13 protein-coding genes and 1 rRNA gene are annotated in these 17,071 nt (G+C 71.1%); 4 read left to right on the top strand and 10 right to left on the bottom strand.

Features of this window, described 5'->3' with window-relative positions:
- A 16S ribosomal RNA gene (locus ACFQS1_RS27150) occupies positions 1–78 on the bottom strand; the annotation flags it as partial.
- A gap of 5 nt (positions 79–83) precedes the next feature.
- On the opposite strand from ACFQS1_RS27150, the gene ACFQS1_RS27145 reads away from it, so the two are divergent.
- Positions 84–2,093, top strand: coding sequence for an amidohydrolase (locus ACFQS1_RS27145; protein WP_378973571.1), 2,010 nt, complete (start codon positions 84–86; stop codon positions 2,091–2,093).
- Between the two features lie 60 nt (positions 2,094–2,153).
- On the opposite strand, the gene ACFQS1_RS27140 is transcribed toward ACFQS1_RS27145, so the two are convergent.
- Together ACFQS1_RS27140 and ACFQS1_RS27135 are read right to left on the bottom strand one after the other, a co-directional pair.
- On the bottom strand, positions 2,154–3,857 hold the full coding sequence (locus ACFQS1_RS27140; protein ID WP_378973568.1) for a SulP family inorganic anion transporter: 1,704 nt from the start codon (positions 3,855–3,857) through the stop codon (positions 2,154–2,156).
- Positions 3,858–3,967: 110 nt separating this feature from the next.
- Complete coding sequence (locus ACFQS1_RS27135) at positions 3,968–5,356, bottom strand: phosphatase PAP2 family protein (protein ID WP_378973566.1); 1,389 nt, start codon at positions 5,354–5,356, stop codon at positions 3,968–3,970.
- Between the two features lie 211 nt (positions 5,357–5,567).
- Between ACFQS1_RS27135 and ACFQS1_RS27130 the strand changes: the two genes are divergently transcribed.
- The gene (locus tag ACFQS1_RS27130) at positions 5,568–7,184 is read left to right on the top strand and encodes a methyl-accepting chemotaxis protein (RefSeq protein ID WP_378973563.1); all 1,617 of its coding nucleotides are present in this window, start codon (positions 5,568–5,570) and stop codon (positions 7,182–7,184) included.
- Positions 7,185–7,222: 38 nt separating this feature from the next.
- Here ACFQS1_RS27130 and pcaDC read toward each other — a convergent pair whose 3' ends face one another.
- From pcaDC to pcaH, 4 genes are all read right to left on the bottom strand, one after another.
- Positions 7,223–8,404: a bifunctional 3-oxoadipate enol-lactonase/4-carboxymuconolactone decarboxylase PcaDC gene (gene pcaDC, locus ACFQS1_RS40685; protein WP_465263221.1), complete on the bottom strand. Its 1,182-nt coding sequence runs from the start codon at positions 8,402–8,404 to the stop codon at positions 7,223–7,225.
- Positions 8,405–8,498: 94 nt separating this feature from the next.
- The gene (locus ACFQS1_RS27115) at positions 8,499–9,650 is read right to left on the bottom strand and encodes a lyase family protein (RefSeq protein WP_378973561.1); all 1,152 of its coding nucleotides are present in this window, start codon (positions 9,648–9,650) and stop codon (positions 8,499–8,501) included.
- Complete coding sequence (pcaG, locus tag ACFQS1_RS27110; protein WP_378973558.1) at positions 9,647–10,207, bottom strand: protocatechuate 3,4-dioxygenase subunit alpha; 561 nt, start codon at positions 10,205–10,207, stop codon at positions 9,647–9,649. The genes ACFQS1_RS27115 and pcaG overlap by 4 nt, the downstream gene beginning before the upstream one ends.
- Entirely contained in the window at positions 10,204–10,947 is a 744-nt protein-coding gene (pcaH, locus tag ACFQS1_RS27105; RefSeq protein ID WP_378973556.1) for a protocatechuate 3,4-dioxygenase subunit beta, read from the bottom strand. Before pcaH ends, pcaG begins: the two co-directional genes overlap by 4 nt.
- Positions 10,948–11,014: 67 nt before the next feature.
- On the opposite strand from pcaH, the gene ACFQS1_RS27100 reads away from it, so the two are divergent.
- Complete coding sequence (locus tag ACFQS1_RS27100) at positions 11,015–11,758, top strand: IclR family transcriptional regulator (RefSeq protein WP_378973553.1); 744 nt, start codon at positions 11,015–11,017, stop codon at positions 11,756–11,758.
- 40 nt (positions 11,759–11,798) lie between these two features.
- Positions 11,799–12,956 (top strand): 4-hydroxybenzoate 3-monooxygenase, encoded by a 1,158-nt coding sequence (locus ACFQS1_RS27095; protein WP_378973551.1) that lies wholly within the window; start codon positions 11,799–11,801, stop codon positions 12,954–12,956.
- Between the two features lie 67 nt (positions 12,957–13,023).
- Here the strand turns inward: ACFQS1_RS27095 and ACFQS1_RS27090 are convergent, their stop codons facing one another.
- The 3 genes from ACFQS1_RS27090 to ACFQS1_RS27080 all read right to left on the bottom strand — a co-directional run bounded on the left by ACFQS1_RS27090 (position 13,024) and on the right by ACFQS1_RS27080 (position 16,887).
- Positions 13,024–13,848 (bottom strand): alpha/beta hydrolase, encoded by an 825-nt coding sequence (locus ACFQS1_RS27090; protein ID WP_378973549.1) that lies wholly within the window; start codon positions 13,846–13,848, stop codon positions 13,024–13,026.
- A 174-nt stretch (positions 13,849–14,022) separates the two neighbouring features.
- On the bottom strand, positions 14,023–15,414 hold the full coding sequence (locus tag ACFQS1_RS27085) for an extracellular catalytic domain type 1 short-chain-length polyhydroxyalkanoate depolymerase (RefSeq protein ID WP_378973547.1): 1,392 nt from the start codon (positions 15,412–15,414) through the stop codon (positions 14,023–14,025).
- A gap of 78 nt (positions 15,415–15,492) precedes the next feature.
- Positions 15,493–16,887, bottom strand: a complete 1,395-nt coding sequence (locus tag ACFQS1_RS27080; protein ID WP_378973544.1) for a glycoside hydrolase family 10 protein — start codon at positions 16,885–16,887, stop codon at positions 15,493–15,495.
- Positions 16,888–17,071 lie beyond the last annotated feature (184 nt).

Raw genomic sequence — 17,071 nt, 5'->3', positions numbered from 1 at the left:
AGGGCCTTTCCGCTCGACTTGCATGTGTTAAGCACGCCGCCAGCGTTCGTCCTGAGCCAGGATCAAACTCTCCAACAAAAACCTTGTCAAAAAGCATCCTGACAACAAAAGTTGCCAAAGGAATCCAGCACAAAAACTGTGCCGGGGGTAAATCTAATTGGCACTGGCTTTACAAGCACCCTGTTGAGTTCTCAAAGAACAACCACACCCGAAGTAAAACCACCCTCGGGGCTTCCGTTCCGACCCGCGAAACACTACACGGTAAAATCCGCGCTCATTCCTCGGGGTCCCCCAGGACGGCCGCTGCGGGCCCTGTGAAGGCCCCGCTCGCTCGCCCGTCTCCCTGGCGGCTCGTAGAACATTACAGGCTGCTTCCGCGGGCGCCAAATCGGCCCCCACCCGTCCGGTGGAGACGCCCGCCACGTTTTGTCGGACCCCGCCCGTACGATGCCCGCCAAGTCCACCGATCGGAGGGTGACATGCAAGCCGACCTCGTCTTTCACGGCGGTCCGGTGTTCGCCGGCGGCGAGCCGCGCCCCGATCAGGTGGCCGTGCGCGACGCCCGCATCGTCGCGCTCGGCGACGACGTACGCGAAATGATCGGTCCTCGCACCGAGGTGGTCGACCTCCGCGGCCGGCTGCTCCTCCCGGGTTTTCAGGATGCGCACATCCACGCCGTCATGGGCGGGGTCGAGCTGGGCCAGTGCGACCTGACCGGCACGACCGACGTGGTGGAGTACCTGCGACGTGTCGCCGCTTACGCCGAGACGCACCCCGACGACGGGTGGATCGTCGGCGGCGGCTGGGCGATGGAGAGCTTCGAGGGCGGCGTGCCCGCCGGAGAGCTGCTCGATCGCGTCGTCCCCGACCGTCCGGTCTACCTCCTCAACCGCGACCACCACGCCGCCTGGGTCAACACCCGCGCTCTCGAGATCGCCGGCATCACGGCCGACACTCCCGATCCCCCGAACGGCCGCATCGATCGCCTCCCGGGCGGCACCCCGATCGGCGCTCTGCAGGAGGGCGCCATGGATCTGGTGAAGGTGCCGGCCACCACCGCCGAGGCTCGCCTGGCCGGCCTCCTCCGCGCGCAGCGGCTGCTCCACTCGCTGGGCATCACGGCCTGGCAGGACGCCATGGTGTGCGCGACCAACGGCTATGACGACATCTCCGACGCCTATCTTTCCGCGGCCGGCAGCGGCGCGTTGACCGCCACGGTCGTGGGCGCGCTCTGGTGGGATCGTGAGCGCGGCGCCGAGCAGATTCCCGAGCTCGCCGCGAAACGCGACCGGTTGACCATCGGCCGGCTCCGGTGCGACACGGTAAAACTGATGCTCGACGGGATAGCCGAGAACTTCACGGCCGCGATGACCGAGCCCTATCGCGACGGCTGCGGTTGCGTGACCACCAACCGCGGGTTCTCGTTCATCGATCCGGCGCTACTCCCGGCGTACGTCAGTGAGCTTGATGCCCTTGATTTTCAGACGCATTTTCATGCCTTGGGCGATCAGGCGGTCCGGAATGCCCTCGACGCGGTCGAGGCCGCCCGCCGCGCGAACGGCACACGTGACACGCGTCCGCATCTCGCTCATTTGCAGGTCGTCCACCCGCAGGATGTGCCGCGATTCGCGGAATGGGGCGCGACGGCCACCATGCAGCCCTATTGGGCGGCGCACGAGCCGCAGATGGACGAGCTGACCATTCCGTTCCTCGATCCGGCGCTGGCCGCGCGGCAATATCCGTTCGGCGATCTGGTCCGGGCCGGCGCGCGCCTGGCCGGCGGCAGCGACTGGCCGGTGAGCACGCCCGACCCGCTGCAGGGAATTCACGTCGCGGTCAACCGGGTCCATCACGGCGACGACGCCGCCGGCTTTCTGCCCGATCAGGCATTGGATTTACGTACGGCGGTGCGCGCGTACACCGCGGGATCGGCGTATGTGAATCGGCTCGACGACACGGGCGACATCCGCCCCGGTTTCCGCGCCGATCTGGTTGTCCTCGACCGCGACATCTTCGACGCGCCACCGGTCGAGATCGGCGACGCCCGGGTCGCGATGACCTTCGTCGACGGCCGTCTCGTGCACGAGGCCTAGCTGATGCTGCCCCCGCGACCCCCGCGACCGGCCGTGACGAGCCCGATGACACGCGCCGCCTCAGGTCGTCCACTCGGCGCCGGTCTCGCGGCGGAACGCGGCGACCGCGTCCTCGAGCGTCGGGAAGAAGTGCGCCGGGTCGATCGTGCGGGTCAGCTGGTAGCGGTCGATCTTCTCGTGGACCGGGCTCTTCATCTCGGCGAACACCAGGCTGATGCCCTGCTCGTTGAGTTCCCGGTCGAGCTCCTCCAGCATGTCGGCGGCCGTCGTGTCGACGTCGGTGATCGGCTCGGCAGCCATGATGATCCACCTCAGGCCGGGCTCGGTGCGGGCGAACTCGCGGACGCGGTCGCGGAACACCCGGGCGTTCGCGAAGATCAGCGGCGCGTCGAAGCGGAAGATCAGCAGCCCGGGCAGGCGCTCGGCGGACGGATAGACGGTGATGTCGTGATACCCGTTCACGCCCTGGGCGCGGCCGAGCACCGCCTGGTACGGCCACCAGACCTTGCGGAACACGTTGAGCACCGACAGCCCGACCGCGACCGCGATGCCGGGCAGCACGCCGAGGACCGCGACCCCGAGGAACGCGGCGATCGCGAGGCTGAACTCCACCCGTCGCCGGCGCCAGAGCAGGGCGATCGCCGGGATGTCGGCCAGCGACAGCGCGGCCGCGATCACCACGGCAGCGAGCGTGGGCTGCGGCAGATCGCGCAACAGTCCCGGCGCGAAGACCAGCAACAGGCTGATCGCCACCGCGCCCACCACCCCGGTGACCTGGGTACGCGAGCCCGATTGTTGCGCCACCGCGGTGCGCGACCCGCTGGTGCTGACCGGGAACCCCTGGAAGAACGAGGCCGCGATGTTGGCCGCGCCGATCCCGATCATCTCCTGGTTGCCGCGCACCTCCTGCCCGGTGCGCGCCGCGAACGCCGAGGCCGTCGAGATGGTGTCGGTGAGCGAGACCAGCGCGATGCCGAACGCCCCGCCGACGAGAATGCCCAGGTCGGAGAAGTCGAACGACGGCAGCGCGAACGAGGGCAAACCCTGCGGCAGCGCTCCCACCGTGTCGACGCCGCGCTCCTCCAGCCCGAACGCGACCACCGCGAAGATCGACAGGACCACCGCGATCAGCACGCCCGGGACCCGTGGCGCCCACCGTCGCAGCGAGACGATCACGGCGAGGCCGAGAAGCCCGATCACCGTCGCCGCCGGCACGGTCTTCCCGTCGGCGACGCCCTCGACGAACCCGCGGGTCTCCTCGATCAGTCCGTCCCCGTCGACCGAGAACCCGAACAGCTTCGGGAGCTGGCTGACCAGGATCGTCAGCGCGAGCCCGTTCAGGTAGCCGACCTGGGTCGGGTGCGACAGCAGGTCGGCGAGGAAGCCGAGCTTCGCCACGCCCGCGAGCACGAGCAGCACGCCCACGATCAGCCCGAGCATGCCGGCCAGCGCGATCGCCTCGGCCGGGTCGGCGCCGGCGCCGAGAGCGCCGATCAGCACCGTCGCGATCATCGGCCCCAGGGACGAGTCCGGTCCGAGCACGAGGATCCGCGAGGGCCCGAAGACCGCGTACGCGAGCAGGCACAGGATCGATGTGTACAGCCCGGTGATCGCCGGCAGCCCGGCGAGCTCGGCATAGGCCATCCCTTGCGGCACCAGCAGCGTGGTCAGCACGATCCCGGCCACCAGGTCGCGCGGCAGCCAGGACGTCTTGTAGGTGGTCACCATCTGCACGCCCGGCATCCACCGACGCACGTCGATCATGACCAGAAACTAACGCGCCACCCGCTTCGACCGCCCCACCCGCTCCGGATGGGATTTCGCGTACGGCGGCCGCACGGTCACCGGGACAGCGGGACAGCCGCGGCGCGACGTCACCGCGAATGTGGATTGCGGGACCGGGGTGCACTGGGGCCCGGCCGGGTCGCCGTACGTTCGCCCGGCGGCCGGGTCAGCGGGTCGCCGCCGATCCGCTCCCGCGGAGTGCACGTCGTGACCGGCACGCGCGACGAGTCCGCGAGCTCGGCCATCGCGACCGTGCGCTGCCCCGGAACGGCGCGGGCCGGCCCGGGCGAAGGCAACCCGGTGGCGGACGGAGCCACCATGGCCGGTCCGCTGGTCACCGGCTCCGAGGGGTCGCGCCGCCCGGCCCGCGATCGTGATCCGTCCGCGCGATTCCCCCCGGCTTCCGGCCTTTGTGCGTCCGGGCGGCTCCGCCCGGCGATCGGCTCTTGCACGTCCGCGCGGCACCGCCGGGCGAGCGGTCGCCGGTCGTCCGCCAGCTTCCACGCGACCATGGGATGCCCGCCCACCGAGGCGGGCCCGGCCACCGCGCGGCCGGCGGCGACCTGGAGGAGCGGGACCGCGGAGGGCATGGCGATCGCGGCCAGCCCGGCGGCCACCGGCCAGGGTGAAGGCGTCGGTACGGGCGAACCGGCTTTGACATCCGACCCCTCCGGCGCGGAAACCGCAGCCTGGCGGGTCAACGGCGGCACCACGGCGAGGACAACCGCCACCAACGTGACCGCCGCGATCGCGTCCAGCCAGTAGTGGTTGCCGGTCACCACGACGACCGTCAGCGTGGCGAACGGGTGGGCGAGCCACAGCCACCGCCGCCGCGAGCGGCTCGCGGCGATCAGCGCGATCGCCACCGCGAGGGCCCACCCGACGTGCAGCGAGGGCATCGCCGCGTACTGGTTGCTCAGCGTGTCGGTGCTCGGCGAGCCGTACACCGACGGCCCGTACACGTGACCGGTGTCGACGATGCCGGCGGCGGTCAGCATACGCGGCGGGGCCAGGGGGAACAGCGCGTGGATCACCAGGGCCAGCGCGGTCATCGAGGCCAGGGTGCGCCGGAACCAGAGGTAGATCTCCGGCCGGCGGAGATACAGCCAGATCATCGTGGCCGCGGTGGCCGGGAAGTGCACGTACGCGTAAAAGCTGTTGGCGACCCGGATCCAGGACGTGTGGCTCAACAGGGTCGCCTGCAGCGCCGCCTCGCTGGGCAGGTGGGCGAGACGTTCGAAGTCCCAGACGTGCTGCGCGTTCGCGAGGGCTTCGCCGACGTGGCCCTGGACCAGGAGGCGGCCCACCTTGTAGGCGAGGAACAGCACCCCGACGAAGAGGACCTCCCGGAGCGCCCGCCCCCACGCGGCCCGCCCCCACGCGGCCCAGCTTCGGCCGGCCCAAACCCGGCCGGCCCGACTCCGGCCGGCCCCGGGCGCGGTGGGTGCCGGGGCGGCCGGGATCGCTGACGGCTTCATGGGGCACCTCCGTGTGGCGTGACGGCAGGCGCCAGGCGAGCCGAGATCCGATCCTTCCAGCATTGATCGGATCTTGCTCACTGAGCAGTCGGGGGGCGCGAGAGCTGAGTCACCCTCTCAGCCTGCCCACAGCGACGCGCTGGCGATCTCGCGTGCACCCTGACCGGATAATCGGTATTTGTCACCCTTTCGGGCGGTAGCATCACTGGTCGTGAACCTGCTTCGGCGAGTACGGGTGACACCGCGCCTGGTCGCGGGATTCGCGATCGTGGCGCTCTGCGTCGTCGCCATGTGGATAACCGCCGTCTGGGCGGCGAACACGACCCGGTCCACGGCGCAGGACCTGGCCCGGTCGCAGGCCCATCTCGACGCGGCCCAGCAGCTCAAGTTCCGGGTCACCGACGTGAGCGGCTGGCAGGCCGGGTACGCCTTCAACATCGTCCGCGGCGCCCCGGACGCGACCGCGGACACCGCGCCCGAGCGTGCCGCCTTTCTCAAGGCGATGGAAAGTTTCGCCAACGAGGTCGACGAGCTCGCGGCCCTGCCGCTGACGGCCGCCGAAATGCGCGACGTGGCGCTCATCCGCACCACGTTCCAGCAGTTCCGGGACATGGACGAGCAGGTGATCGCCGCGTACCGGGCGGGCACCCCGGCCCGGGTCGGCGCCGCGAACGATCTGGTCGCCGGGCCGGGGCTGGACCTGTACGCGGTCATCGCCGGCGGCGTCGACCGGTTGCTGGAGAGCGCCCGCCAGCGCGAGGCGGCCGCGCACCAGCGGGCGGACGACACCGCGCGCCGGGCCGGCAACGCCGCCACGCTCGTCGGGTGCCTGACCGTCGTCGTCTCGATCGCGTTCGCCATCCTGACGGCATTGTCGATCATCCGGCCGCTGAACGCCCTGGGCGATCGTCTCGCCGACATCGCCGAGGGCGAGGGCGACCTGACCAGACGCCTCGACACGAGCGGGCACGACCAGTTCACCGACGTCAGCCGCTCGTTCAACCTGTTCGTCGACAAGATCGCCACGACGATGCGCGAGATCGGCGCGTCCGCGTCGACGGTCATGCACGCCAGCGAGACGCTGACCGCCACCGCCATCCAGATCATCGTCGACGCGAAGGCCACGTCCCGGCAGTCCGGCGACGTGGTCCTCGCGGCCGACGAGATGGCGGCCAGCGTGCGCACGGTCGCCGACGACACCTCGTCGATGGGCGAGTCCCTGCACCGGATCGCCGGCACGTCGGCCGAGGCCGGACAGGTCTGCGAGCAGAGCCTGCGCGCCGCACGGGCCATCCAGGACGTGATCGGCCGCCTGGCCACCACCAGCCAGGAGATCGGCGAAACCGTCCGGGTCATCACCGCGATCGCTCAGCAGACCAACCTCCTCGCCCTGAACGCCACCATCGAGGCCGCGCGGGCCGGCGAGTCCGGCAAGGGCTTCGCGGTGGTCGCCGGCGAAGTGAAGGAGCTCGCCCAGGAAACCGAGGGCGCCACCGACGACATCACCGCGAAGGTCCACAGCATCCAGCAGGACACCACGACGGCCACCGAGGCGATCGGCGAGATCGTCGACATCGCCGGGCGCCTGGGTACCTTCCAGGCCGAGATCTCCGCGGCGGTCTCGCAGCAGACCGCCACCACCGAGGAGATGAGCCGCAGCATCAGCGAGTCGACGACCAGCTCGGCCGAGATCGCGGCCAACATCGCCACCATCTCGTCGGGCGCGCAGACCACCACGAGCGGGGTGATCGACATCCAGCGCGCCACGCAGGAGCTGTCCCAGCTGAGCAACGGCCTGCGCACGCTCGTGGGCCAGTTCCGCGTCTGAGGTGTCGCCGAGCTCCGGCGCGCGGGCCGGAGCCCAAGTCAATCGGAGTTCATCTCGTCCAGGACGCGCTGGGCGATACGGAACGCGGTGTTCGCCGCCGGCACTCCACAGTAGATCGCCGCCTGCAGCAGCACCTCTTTGATCTCGTCGTCGGTGAGGCCGTTGGTGCGCGCCGCCCGCACGTGCATGGCGAGCTCCTCGTGGTGGCCGAGGGCCACCAACGCGGTCATGGTGATCATCGAGCGACTGCGGCGGTCCAGGCCCGGGCGGGTCCAGATCCCGCCCCACGCGTACGCGGTGATGAGCTCCTGAAAATCCCGGGTGAACGGCGTGGTCCCCGCCACGGCCCGGTCGACGTGGGCATCGCCCAGCACCGCGCGCCGCGCCACCATCCCGTCGGCGCGAATGTCGTCGAGCGTGCGACCGCCCGCGACACTTTCCGCGCCGGCTTTCCGGAACGGCAGGAAATGATTGTCGAGCAGCGCCGCCACCTCGCCCGGCCGCTCGGCCGGCGCCAGGTGGCCGACGCCCTCGAGGACCACGAGGCGGCCGTCGCGCACGGAGTCCGCGATCAGCTCGAGGCCGGCCGGCGGCGCGGGCAGATCGTCGGCGCCCGCGACCGCGAGGACCGGCGCCGAGATCTCGCCGAGCCGGTCGCGGACGTCGAAGGCGGCCAGGGCCTCGCACACGAGCGAGTAACTTTCCGGATCGGTGGCGCGCAACGCGTCGAGCAGTTTCTCCGCGACCTCCGGTTCACGTTCCGGGAAACCGGGCGAGAACCAGCGCTGGATCGACCCGGCGACCACCGCGCGGGTGCCGTCGGCGCGTACCGTCTCGGCGCGCTCCCGCCAGCCCTCGCTCTCGCCGATTTTCGCGCCCGTGCACAGCAGCACCGCCGCGTCGACCCGCTCCGGAGCGTCGAGCAGGAGCTGAAGGCCCACCGCGCCACCGACCGAATCACCGGCGTAGCGGAATGTTTCGCCCGGCCGCAAGCGGTCGGCCAGCTCCAGCACGCATTTGGCGAGCCCGGGAACGCCGAATCCGGAAGGCGCGGGCGCGCTGCGGCCGTGGCCGGGCAGGTCCCAGCCGACGACGTGGAAATCGCCGCGCATCCGGGCGACGCAGCGCGCCCACAGCGATTCGGCCGACGTGCCGAGGGACGGACCGAGCATCAAGAGCGGCCGGCCCGGCGAGTCATGAAGAGTGACGGCGGTCAGCATGGTTGCTCCGAGCGGGCCGCTGCGGCGGGAACGGGAACGGCCGGCGCGGCCTTCGCCGGGCGCCCGACAACGCCGGGCCTGCCGCGCGCAATAGTCAGCACGGCTTCTCCTCGGCGCGGGCCAGCGCGGCGTCGATCAGCTCGTCGGTCGCGCCCAGATACGAGCCCTCGCCGCCCATCTTGTCGCGCTCGGCGTCAATGCCGGGCCGGGCCGCCGCCAGCGTCTCCGCCATCCGGCCGGCGTTGACCCGCAGGCCCTCCAGCAGCTCGGCGGTCTGGTCGGCGGCCACGACGGTGCGGCGGGCGAGGGTACGCAACGTCGCCCACTCGACGTGCCAGGAACCGTCGGGGCGCTCGTCCACCGCGCTGGCGGCGGCGGTGTGCATCGTGGCGGCCAAGGGCGGGGCGGCCAGGGCCGCGCGGCGGATCAGGATGGACAGGACCGGGTTCTGTTTGTTCGGCATCGCCGACGAGCCGCCCCGGCCCTCGGCAGCGGGCTCGGAGAGCTCGCCGACCTCGGGACGGCTGCCTAGCAGCACGTCACCGGCGATCTTGCCCCACACGTCGGTGCACGTCACGAAGGCGTCGGCCACGCGGGTGAAGGGTGCTCGCGCGGTGTGCCAGGGCGGGCGCGCCGGCAGCCCGAGGATGGCGGCAGTGGCGTCGACCAGGTCGAGGGCGGCGGCGGGCGAGCCGGCCAGGGCCGTCGGGGCGGCCAGGCTGCCGGCGGCGCCGCCGAGCTGGATCGGCAGGTCCGCCGCGGCGCCGACCGAGTCGCGGGCGTCCAGCACGCCCTGCAGCCAGCCGGCCGCCTTGAGGCCGAACGTGGTGGGGATGGCGTGCTGGGTCAGGGTACGGGCGGCCATCCGGGTGCCGCGGTGCTCTCCGGCCAGCCGGGCCAGGGCCACGACCTGCCGGTCCAGGCTTTCCGCGAGCAACGATGAGGTCTCGCGAAGTTGCAGCACGAGCGCCGTGTCGAGGACGTCCTGGCTGGTGAGGCCGGCATGCAGCTCGGCGGCCACGTCGGGGTTCGCCGCCCGGAGGAGCTTGACGAACGGGATGACCGGGTTGCCACCACCCTCGGCGGCGACGGCTATGTCCCGTACGGAAAATGGGGTGGAAAGTTTGCTCTGGTGGCCCCGGGCGGCGAGCCAGGCCGACTCGACCCGCACCATGGCCGCCACGATGCTCGCGTCGGTGCACAGATCGCCGGCGCGGACGTCGCCCGGCCAGAGCAGGTCGGTCATGCCCAGACGCCGCGATGTTTCGGGAAGCTGAGGAAAACTGTCTCGCGCCGGCCCTGCAAGTGGATGTCGAATCGCAGCCCCGTGTCGTCCCGGCTGGTGATCAGCGTCTGCCGCCGTTCCTCGTCGAGGCCGTCGAGCAAGGGATCGGGGCCGAAGAGCTCGGGATCGGGCAGGTAGGCGCGGGTGAACAGGCGGTCGAGCAGGCCGCGGGCGAAAACCGTCACCGCGAAGAACGGGGGCCGGCCCTCGTGGGTGGCGCCGGGCTCGAGCGTGGTGAACCAGTAATGACCGTCGGGATCGGTGGCCGCGCGGCCGAAACCGGTGAACGTCCAGCCGTCCCGCCGGATCGAACCGGGCTCCCGGCACACCTTGCCGCCGGGGTCGGCCTGCCAGATCTCGATCATCGCGTCGGGCACCGGGACGCCGTCGCCGTCGAGCACACGGCCGTGCAGGCGGATCGCGCCGGCGCGGCCCGGCGGCACCAACTCGTTGCCGCCCGCGTAGGGCAGCCCGATGTGGAAGAAGGGCCCAACGGTCTGTCCGGGCGCGGCGGTCACGAAGGCTCCTCGAGATCCGAGTCGAGCGGGGTGCGGTGACTTCCGGTCAGCACGATGTCCCAACGGTAGCCGAGGCTGAACTCGGGGACGGTCAGGTCGTGCTCGTAGGTCGCGATCAACATCTCGCGCGCCTTCGGGTCGGTCACCGACTGGAAGATCGGGTCGAGCGCGAAGAGCGGATCCCCCGGGAAGTACATCTGTGTCACCAGGCGCTGGGTGAAGTCGGTGCCGAACAGCGAGAAGTGGATGTGCGCCGGCCGCCACGCGTTGAGATGGTTCCGCCAGGGATACGGGCCGGGCTGAATCGTCGTGAACTTGTACCAGCCGTCGGCGTCGGTGAGGCAGCGGCCCAGACCGGAGAAGTTCGGGTCGAGCGGCGCCGGGTGCTGGTCACGCAGGTGCGCGTACCGGCCGGCCGCGTTCGCCTGCCAGATCTCCACGAGCTGATGCGAGACCGGCCTGCCGTCGCCGTCCACCACCCGGCCCGACACGGTGATCCGCGAGCCCTGCGGCTGACCCGCGTGCTGGATGGTCAGGTCGGCCTCGGCGTCGGCCACGTCGGTGTGCCCGAAGCAGGGCGCCCACAGCTCGACGCCCTCGGGGTCGGCCGGGTGCAGCGCCTTGGTGGGATGGCGCAGGATACTGCTGCGATACGCCGGATAGTCGAGGCGTGGCTGCTGTTCCCGCGCGCCGACGCCGGCCTCGATCTCACGGCTGATGTCCGCCTGGGTGGTCGTCACCCTGCCGACGCTATGCTTCCGCACCGCCGGACGCGATACTGGCCTTCCGTTCACTGGAAGGACCACGATGTCCGCGAGCGTCACCTCGCGCGCCCTGGATCTGCTCGGCGCGTTCGATGCGGACCACCGCGCGCTGACCCTGAGCGCCCTGGCGCGGCGGGCCGGCCTGCCGCTCGCGACGGCCCACCGGCTGGTCGGCGAGCTGAGCCGGTGGGGCGCGCTGGACCGGCTCGACTCCGGCGAGTACGTGATCGGGCGGCGGCTGTGGGATCTGGGGCTGCTGGCGCCGGTGCAGGCGGGGCTGCGGCAGGCGGCGTCGCCGTTCCTGCACGACCTCTACGGCGCGACGCTGGCCACGGTGCATCTGGCGGTGCGCGACGGCACCGAGGCGCTGTACATCGACCGGCTTTCCGGGCACGTCTCGGTGCCGGTGCTCAGCGAGATCGGCTCCCGGTTGCCGATGCACGCGACGGGAGTGGGCAAGGTCCTGCTCGCGTACGCGCCGGAGGACATCGTCACCGAGGTGCTGAGCAATTTGACCCGGGTCACGGCGTACACGATCACGCAGCCGGTCCGCCTGCTCGAGCAGATCCGCCGCGTCCGGGCTGACGGCTACGCCACGACCGGCGAGGAGATGAGCCTGGGCGCCTGCTCGGTGGCCGTGCCGGTGCGCGGGGCCGGCGGCGAGGTGGTCGCGGCGCTGGGCATCGTGGTGCCCGACCTGCGGCGGGTCCGGGCGCGGCTGGCGTCGGCGCTGCAGGTGGCGGCGCAGGGCATCACCCGTACGCTGACTTCCGCTGAACGGAAATAGGAGGTTGCCGATCCCGGCTCCGGGCGGGTTGGCTGGGCGTATGCGCACCCAGGTCGCCATCATCGGCGCGGGCCCCGCCGGTCTGCTGCTCTCGCACCTGCTCACCCGAGGCGGCGTCGACTCGGTGGTCCTCGAGACCCGCTCGCAGGAGTATGTCGCGTCCCGCATTCGGGCCGGCCTTCTCGAACAGTCGAGCGTCGACCTGCTCACCTCGGTGGGGCTCGGCGACCGCCTCCGCGCCGAGGGGCACGAGCACCGCGGCATCTACCTGAACTGGCCCGGCGAACGGCACCACCTCGACTTCGTCGACCTGACCGGCCGCACCGTCTGGGTCTACGGCCAGACCGAGGTGCAGAAGGATCTGGTCGCGGCCGGGACCGCGGACGCGCGCTACGAGGTCACCGAGGTGACGCTGCACGACGTGGAAACTGACCGGCCGTTCGTCAGTTACCTCGACCGCGACGGAAACCCGCAGCGGCTGGACGCGGACGTGATCGCGGGGTGCGACGGGTCGTTCGGGCCGAGCCGCCACGCGGTGCCGTCGGAAAGTTTCGAGCGCGTTTATCCGTACTCGTGGCTCGGCATCCTGGCGGAGGTGGCGCCGTCGACGGACGAGCTCATCTATGCCTGGCACCCGAACGGATTCGCGTTGCACTCGATGCGCTCACCCACGGTCAGCCGTCTCTACCTGCAGGTTCCGAACGGCACCGACCCGGCCTCGTGGTCCGACGACCGGGTCTGGCAGGAGCTGGCGACGCGGCTCGGGCAGGGGCAGGACGGCTGGAAGCTGACGCCCGGGCCGATCACCGACAAGAGCGTGCTGCCGATGCGCAGTTACGTGCAGACGCCGATGCGGCACGGAAACCTTTTCCTGGCCGGCGACGCCGCGCACATCGTGCCGCCGACCGGGGCGAAGGGCCTCAATCTCGCGATCGCCGACGTGACGCTGCTCGCCGGGGCACTCGTGGCCCGGTTCAAGTCGAACGACACGACCCTTGCCGACTCGTATTCGGACGACGCGCTGCGCCGGGTCTGGCGCTGCACGCACTTCTCGTGGTGGATGACGACGATGTTGCACACCAGCGGCGACCCGTTCGACGCCCAGCTTCAGCTCTCGCAGCTGAAGTGGGTCACGTCCTCGACGGCCGGGGCGACCGGGCTCGCCGAGAACTACGCGGGCCTGCCGATCGGTTTCTGATCCACCGTGCCGGTCAGCGCCAGCCGGTCAGCGCCAGCCGGTCAGCGCCAGCCGGTCAGCGTCCGCCTCAGCGGTGGGCGTCGAGCCAGTTCACGATGTCGGCGAGCACCTGGTCGCGCTCCGGCTCGCTGTGCGGCTCGTGGTACAGGCCCTCGTAGATCCGGCAGGTGAGGTCCGGTGATCCGGCGTGCTCGCGCACGACGGCACTCGCCGCCGGTGGCACGAGCCGGTCGGCCCCGCCGTGCAGGACGAACAGCGGCAGCGTGAGCCCTGGCAGCCGGGACGGCATCGCGGTGGCGGCCAGCATGAGCTCGGTGCCGGTGCGGGCGGTCATCTTGCCGAGGTAGTTGAGCGGATCGTCGCGGTAGTCGCGGACCACGTCGGGGTCGCGGCTGATCGCGTCCAGGTCGAGCGCCAGCATGCCGAGGTCGGGCGCCACGGCGGAGACCACCGGCGCGAGGCGTTTCTGCACCTTGGTGGCGGCGCTGGTGTCCAGGGCCGGCGCCGAGATGACCCCGCCGCGCACGCGGTCGGCGGGCTCACCGGTCAGGTACTGCAGCGCGATCAGTCCGCCGAGGCTGTGCCCGTAGACGAAGACCGGCACATCCGGGACGCGCTCGGCGGCCAGCCGGGTCAACGCGTCCACGCCGGCCACGGCCGCGGCCATGCTCGTGATGTTGCCCCGCTTGCCCGGCGACCGGCCGTGCCCCGGGTGGTCCACGGCATAGACGTCGTAGCCCGCGGCGACCAGTCGCTCGGCGACCGCGCGGTACCGGCCGCCGTGCTCGTGCACGCCGTGCACCACGATGACCAGTCCGGCCGGTGCCTCGCCGCTCCAGCCCTGCCAGTACTGTCCGGAGTCCAGCCGGCCCTCGGCGTGCTTCTCGCTCATGCGGGCTCCCGGGATAGTTTCGCGCACCTGCGCCGGCATCGTAGATCGGACGCCGGCACCGGGGACGCTCGGGATCTCCGTACGAGGAAGAAAGCGCAACATCGCCGCGGAGCGCAAGCCCCACGGCGATGCCGGCGCCGATCGGACGGTGGCTCCGATCAGCGTGATGCGAGGTCAGGCGGTCGTGCAGGCCGCTCCGTTGAGGGCGTACCCGGTGGGCGCGCCGCTGTTGCCGGTGTGCGTGGCCTGGAAGCCGATCGTCATCGAGCCGCCGGGCGGCAGCGCGCCGTTGTAGGACATGTTGGTGGCCGTCACCTGGCCCGAGGCCGGGCTGTAGGTGGCGTTCCAGCCACCCGTGATGGTCTGGCCGGACGGCAGGGTGAAGGTCACCTTCCACCCGTTGAGCGCCGCCGAGCCGGTGTTGGTGACCGTGAGGTTCGCGGTCAGGCCGTTGTTCCACGCGTTGATCTGCGCGCTCACCCGGCAGGCGCCCCCGGTCGGCGGCGTCGTCGGCGGAGTGGTGGGCGGGGTCGTCGGCGGCGTGGTGGGCGGCGTGGTCGGCGGAGTCGTGGGCGGGGTCGTCGGCGGAGTGGTGGGCGGCGTGGTCGGCGGGCTGGTGGGCGCCGAGCCGTCCAGGCCGAAGAACGCGATGGCCAGCCTGGCCTGCCCGGACATCGGCAGCGAGTGGCCGGCGCCGGCGACGCTGATGCCCTCGACCGGCGCCTGCGTCGTGGCGTTGCCGTAGCGGGTGCGGGTCCAGCCGGACTGCGGCGAGTCGGTGGAGACCGGCGTCTGGCTCACGCCGAGCACGTTGGTCCACTGCTTGATCTCTTCGCCGAAGTTCGGATACTGCAGCGTCCCGTCGGCGGTGCCATGGAACAGCTGCATGCGCGGGCGGCGGCCGCTGTAGCCGGGGTACGCCCCGCGGACGAGATCGCCCCACGCCTGCGGGGTCTTGATCGACTGGCCGTTGGCGCACTGGCTGTTCCAGCCGGCCTGGTTCGCCGGGTTGGTCGGGTCGCCGGCGCTGGCGGCGAAGCAGCCGAACGGCACGCCCATGAACGCGGCGCCGGCCGCGAACACGTCGGGGTAGTCGCCGAGCAGGACGTTGGTCATCATGCCGCCGGACGAGGCGCCGGTGACGAACGTGCGGTTCACATCGGTGCCGTAGCGCTGCTGCACGTAGCGGACCATCGACACGATGCCGGCCGGGTCGCTGTTGCCGTTGTGCGAGAGCGCGCCGGCCGAGGAGTTGTCGAAGCAGTTCCCGGAGCGGGTGGCGGACGGGTAGATGACGATGAAGCCGTACTGGTCGGCCAGGCCGCGGAACTCGGTGCCGCTGAAGAACGCCGGGCCGTTGCCGGTGCAGTAATGCACGGCGACCAGCAGGCCGGGATTGGCGGCGACCCGGTCCGGCACGTACAGGTACATGCCCAGGCCGGTCGGGTTGTTGCCGAAGTTGGTGATCTGCTGGAGGGACGCCGCGGCGGCGGGCGAGGCCGGCAGCGTCACCAGCCCGAGGACGACCGCCGCGGCCGCGGCGATGGAGGCGACAAGTTTCTTCATGGTGGACTGTTCCTTCGCGAGCGGGCGGGGCGGCCACGGAACGCCGGACGGGAGAGGTCCCGTGGCCGCACCCGGGATTCAGCGAGCTGTACAGCTGGGCGTGCCGCTGGGGCCGACGCCCGTACCCTGGAAGCCGAACTCGGTTGACTGCCCGGCCGCGACCGAGCCGTTGTAGCTGACGTTGGCGAAGTTCACCGCGCCGCTGCTACCGCTGGCCATGGCGTTCCAGGTGTTGGTCACCGTGGCGCCACCCGGCAGGGCGACCCCGACGCTCCAGCCGTTCAGCGCGCCCGACCCGGCGGTCACCCGGATCGTGGCCACGAACCCGCCGGTCCACTGGTTGAGGGAGACCGTGGCGCTGCAGGCGCCGCCGGGCGGCGGCGTCGTCGGCGAGCTCGGCGGCGGGTCGGTGGGCCCGCCGGTGGTGGTTCCGGTGGTCGGGCCGGTCGGGCCCACCGCGTTCAACGCGTTCAGAGTCGACGTGTACGCGGCCTTCTTGTTGCCGCTGTTGTCGAACAGCAGCGGGGTGCCGCTGGACCGCCAGGAGTCGCTGTCCCGGATGCCCCAGACGGTGATGCCGTTGCACCGGGCGACCGCGAGGCACGCGTTGACCACGGTCGCGTACGTGTTCGCCTGCGCCGTGCCCGATCCCTCGATGTCCAGCTCGGTGATCTGCACGTCGACGCCCAGGTCCGCGAAGCGCTGGAGGTTGGCCTGGTAGTCGCTCGTCACCGGCGACTGCGGGTTGATGTGCGACTGGAAGCCCACGCAGTCGATCGGCACGCCGCGCGCCTTGAAGTCCTGCACCATGTTGTAGACGGCGGTCGACTTCGCGTTGACCCCGTCGGTGTTGTAGTCGTTGTAGCAAAGCTTCGCCCCCGGGTCGGCCGCCCGCGCGGCGCGGAACGCGGCCTCGATCCAGTCGTTGCCGGTGCGCTGGAGGTTGGAGTCGCGCCGGGCCCCGCTCGAGCCGTCGGCGAACGCCTCGTTCACCACGTCCCAGGAGTAGATCTTGCCCTTGTAGTGGGTGGCCACCTGGGTGACGTGGTTGAGCATCGCGTTGCGCAGGGCGGTGCCGGACAGGCCCGACACCCAGCCCGGCTGCTGCTGATGCCAGGCCAGGGCGTGGCCGCGGATGCGCTGGTTGTGCGACTGCGCGTGGTTGACGATCTGGTCGGCGCTGTTGTAATTGAACGAGTTCTGGGACGGCTCGGTGGCGTCCCACTTCATCTCGTTCTCCGGCGTGACCATGTTGAACTCACGGTCGAGGATGGTGGAGTAGACCGAGTCGCTCAGCTTGTAGGCCGCCACGGCGGTGCCGAAGTAGCGGCCGGACTGGGCGGCCGAGGCGCCGAGCGTGGTGGCCGCGTCGGCGGAGCCCGCGGTGAGAAGGACCGAGCCGGCCGCGGCGAGGACGGCCGCGGCGGCGGACAGGCTGGCGGCGAGGACGCGCCGCCGTGGGGAACGGTTCATGGTTCCTTCCAGCTGTGCAGGGGGACGGGCCGTAGCCGATACAGCAGAAAGTGATCCGGATCGATCGAAACATTAATGGCCTGTTCCGGAAATCACAACCCACCGCTTCCGCATATGGCGATTTCGGGAACGCTCCCACGCCCGGCTTTGTCATATTAAATCTGGGCTTAATGGGGTGAAGACC

This window comes from Paractinoplanes rhizophilus, from assembly GCF_042664765.1.
Taxonomy (GTDB): domain Bacteria; phylum Actinomycetota; class Actinomycetes; order Mycobacteriales; family Micromonosporaceae; genus Actinoplanes; species Actinoplanes rhizophilus.
The sequence above is the reverse complement of the archived record's forward strand: the minus strand, read 5'-3'. Positions and strand labels throughout refer to the sequence as shown.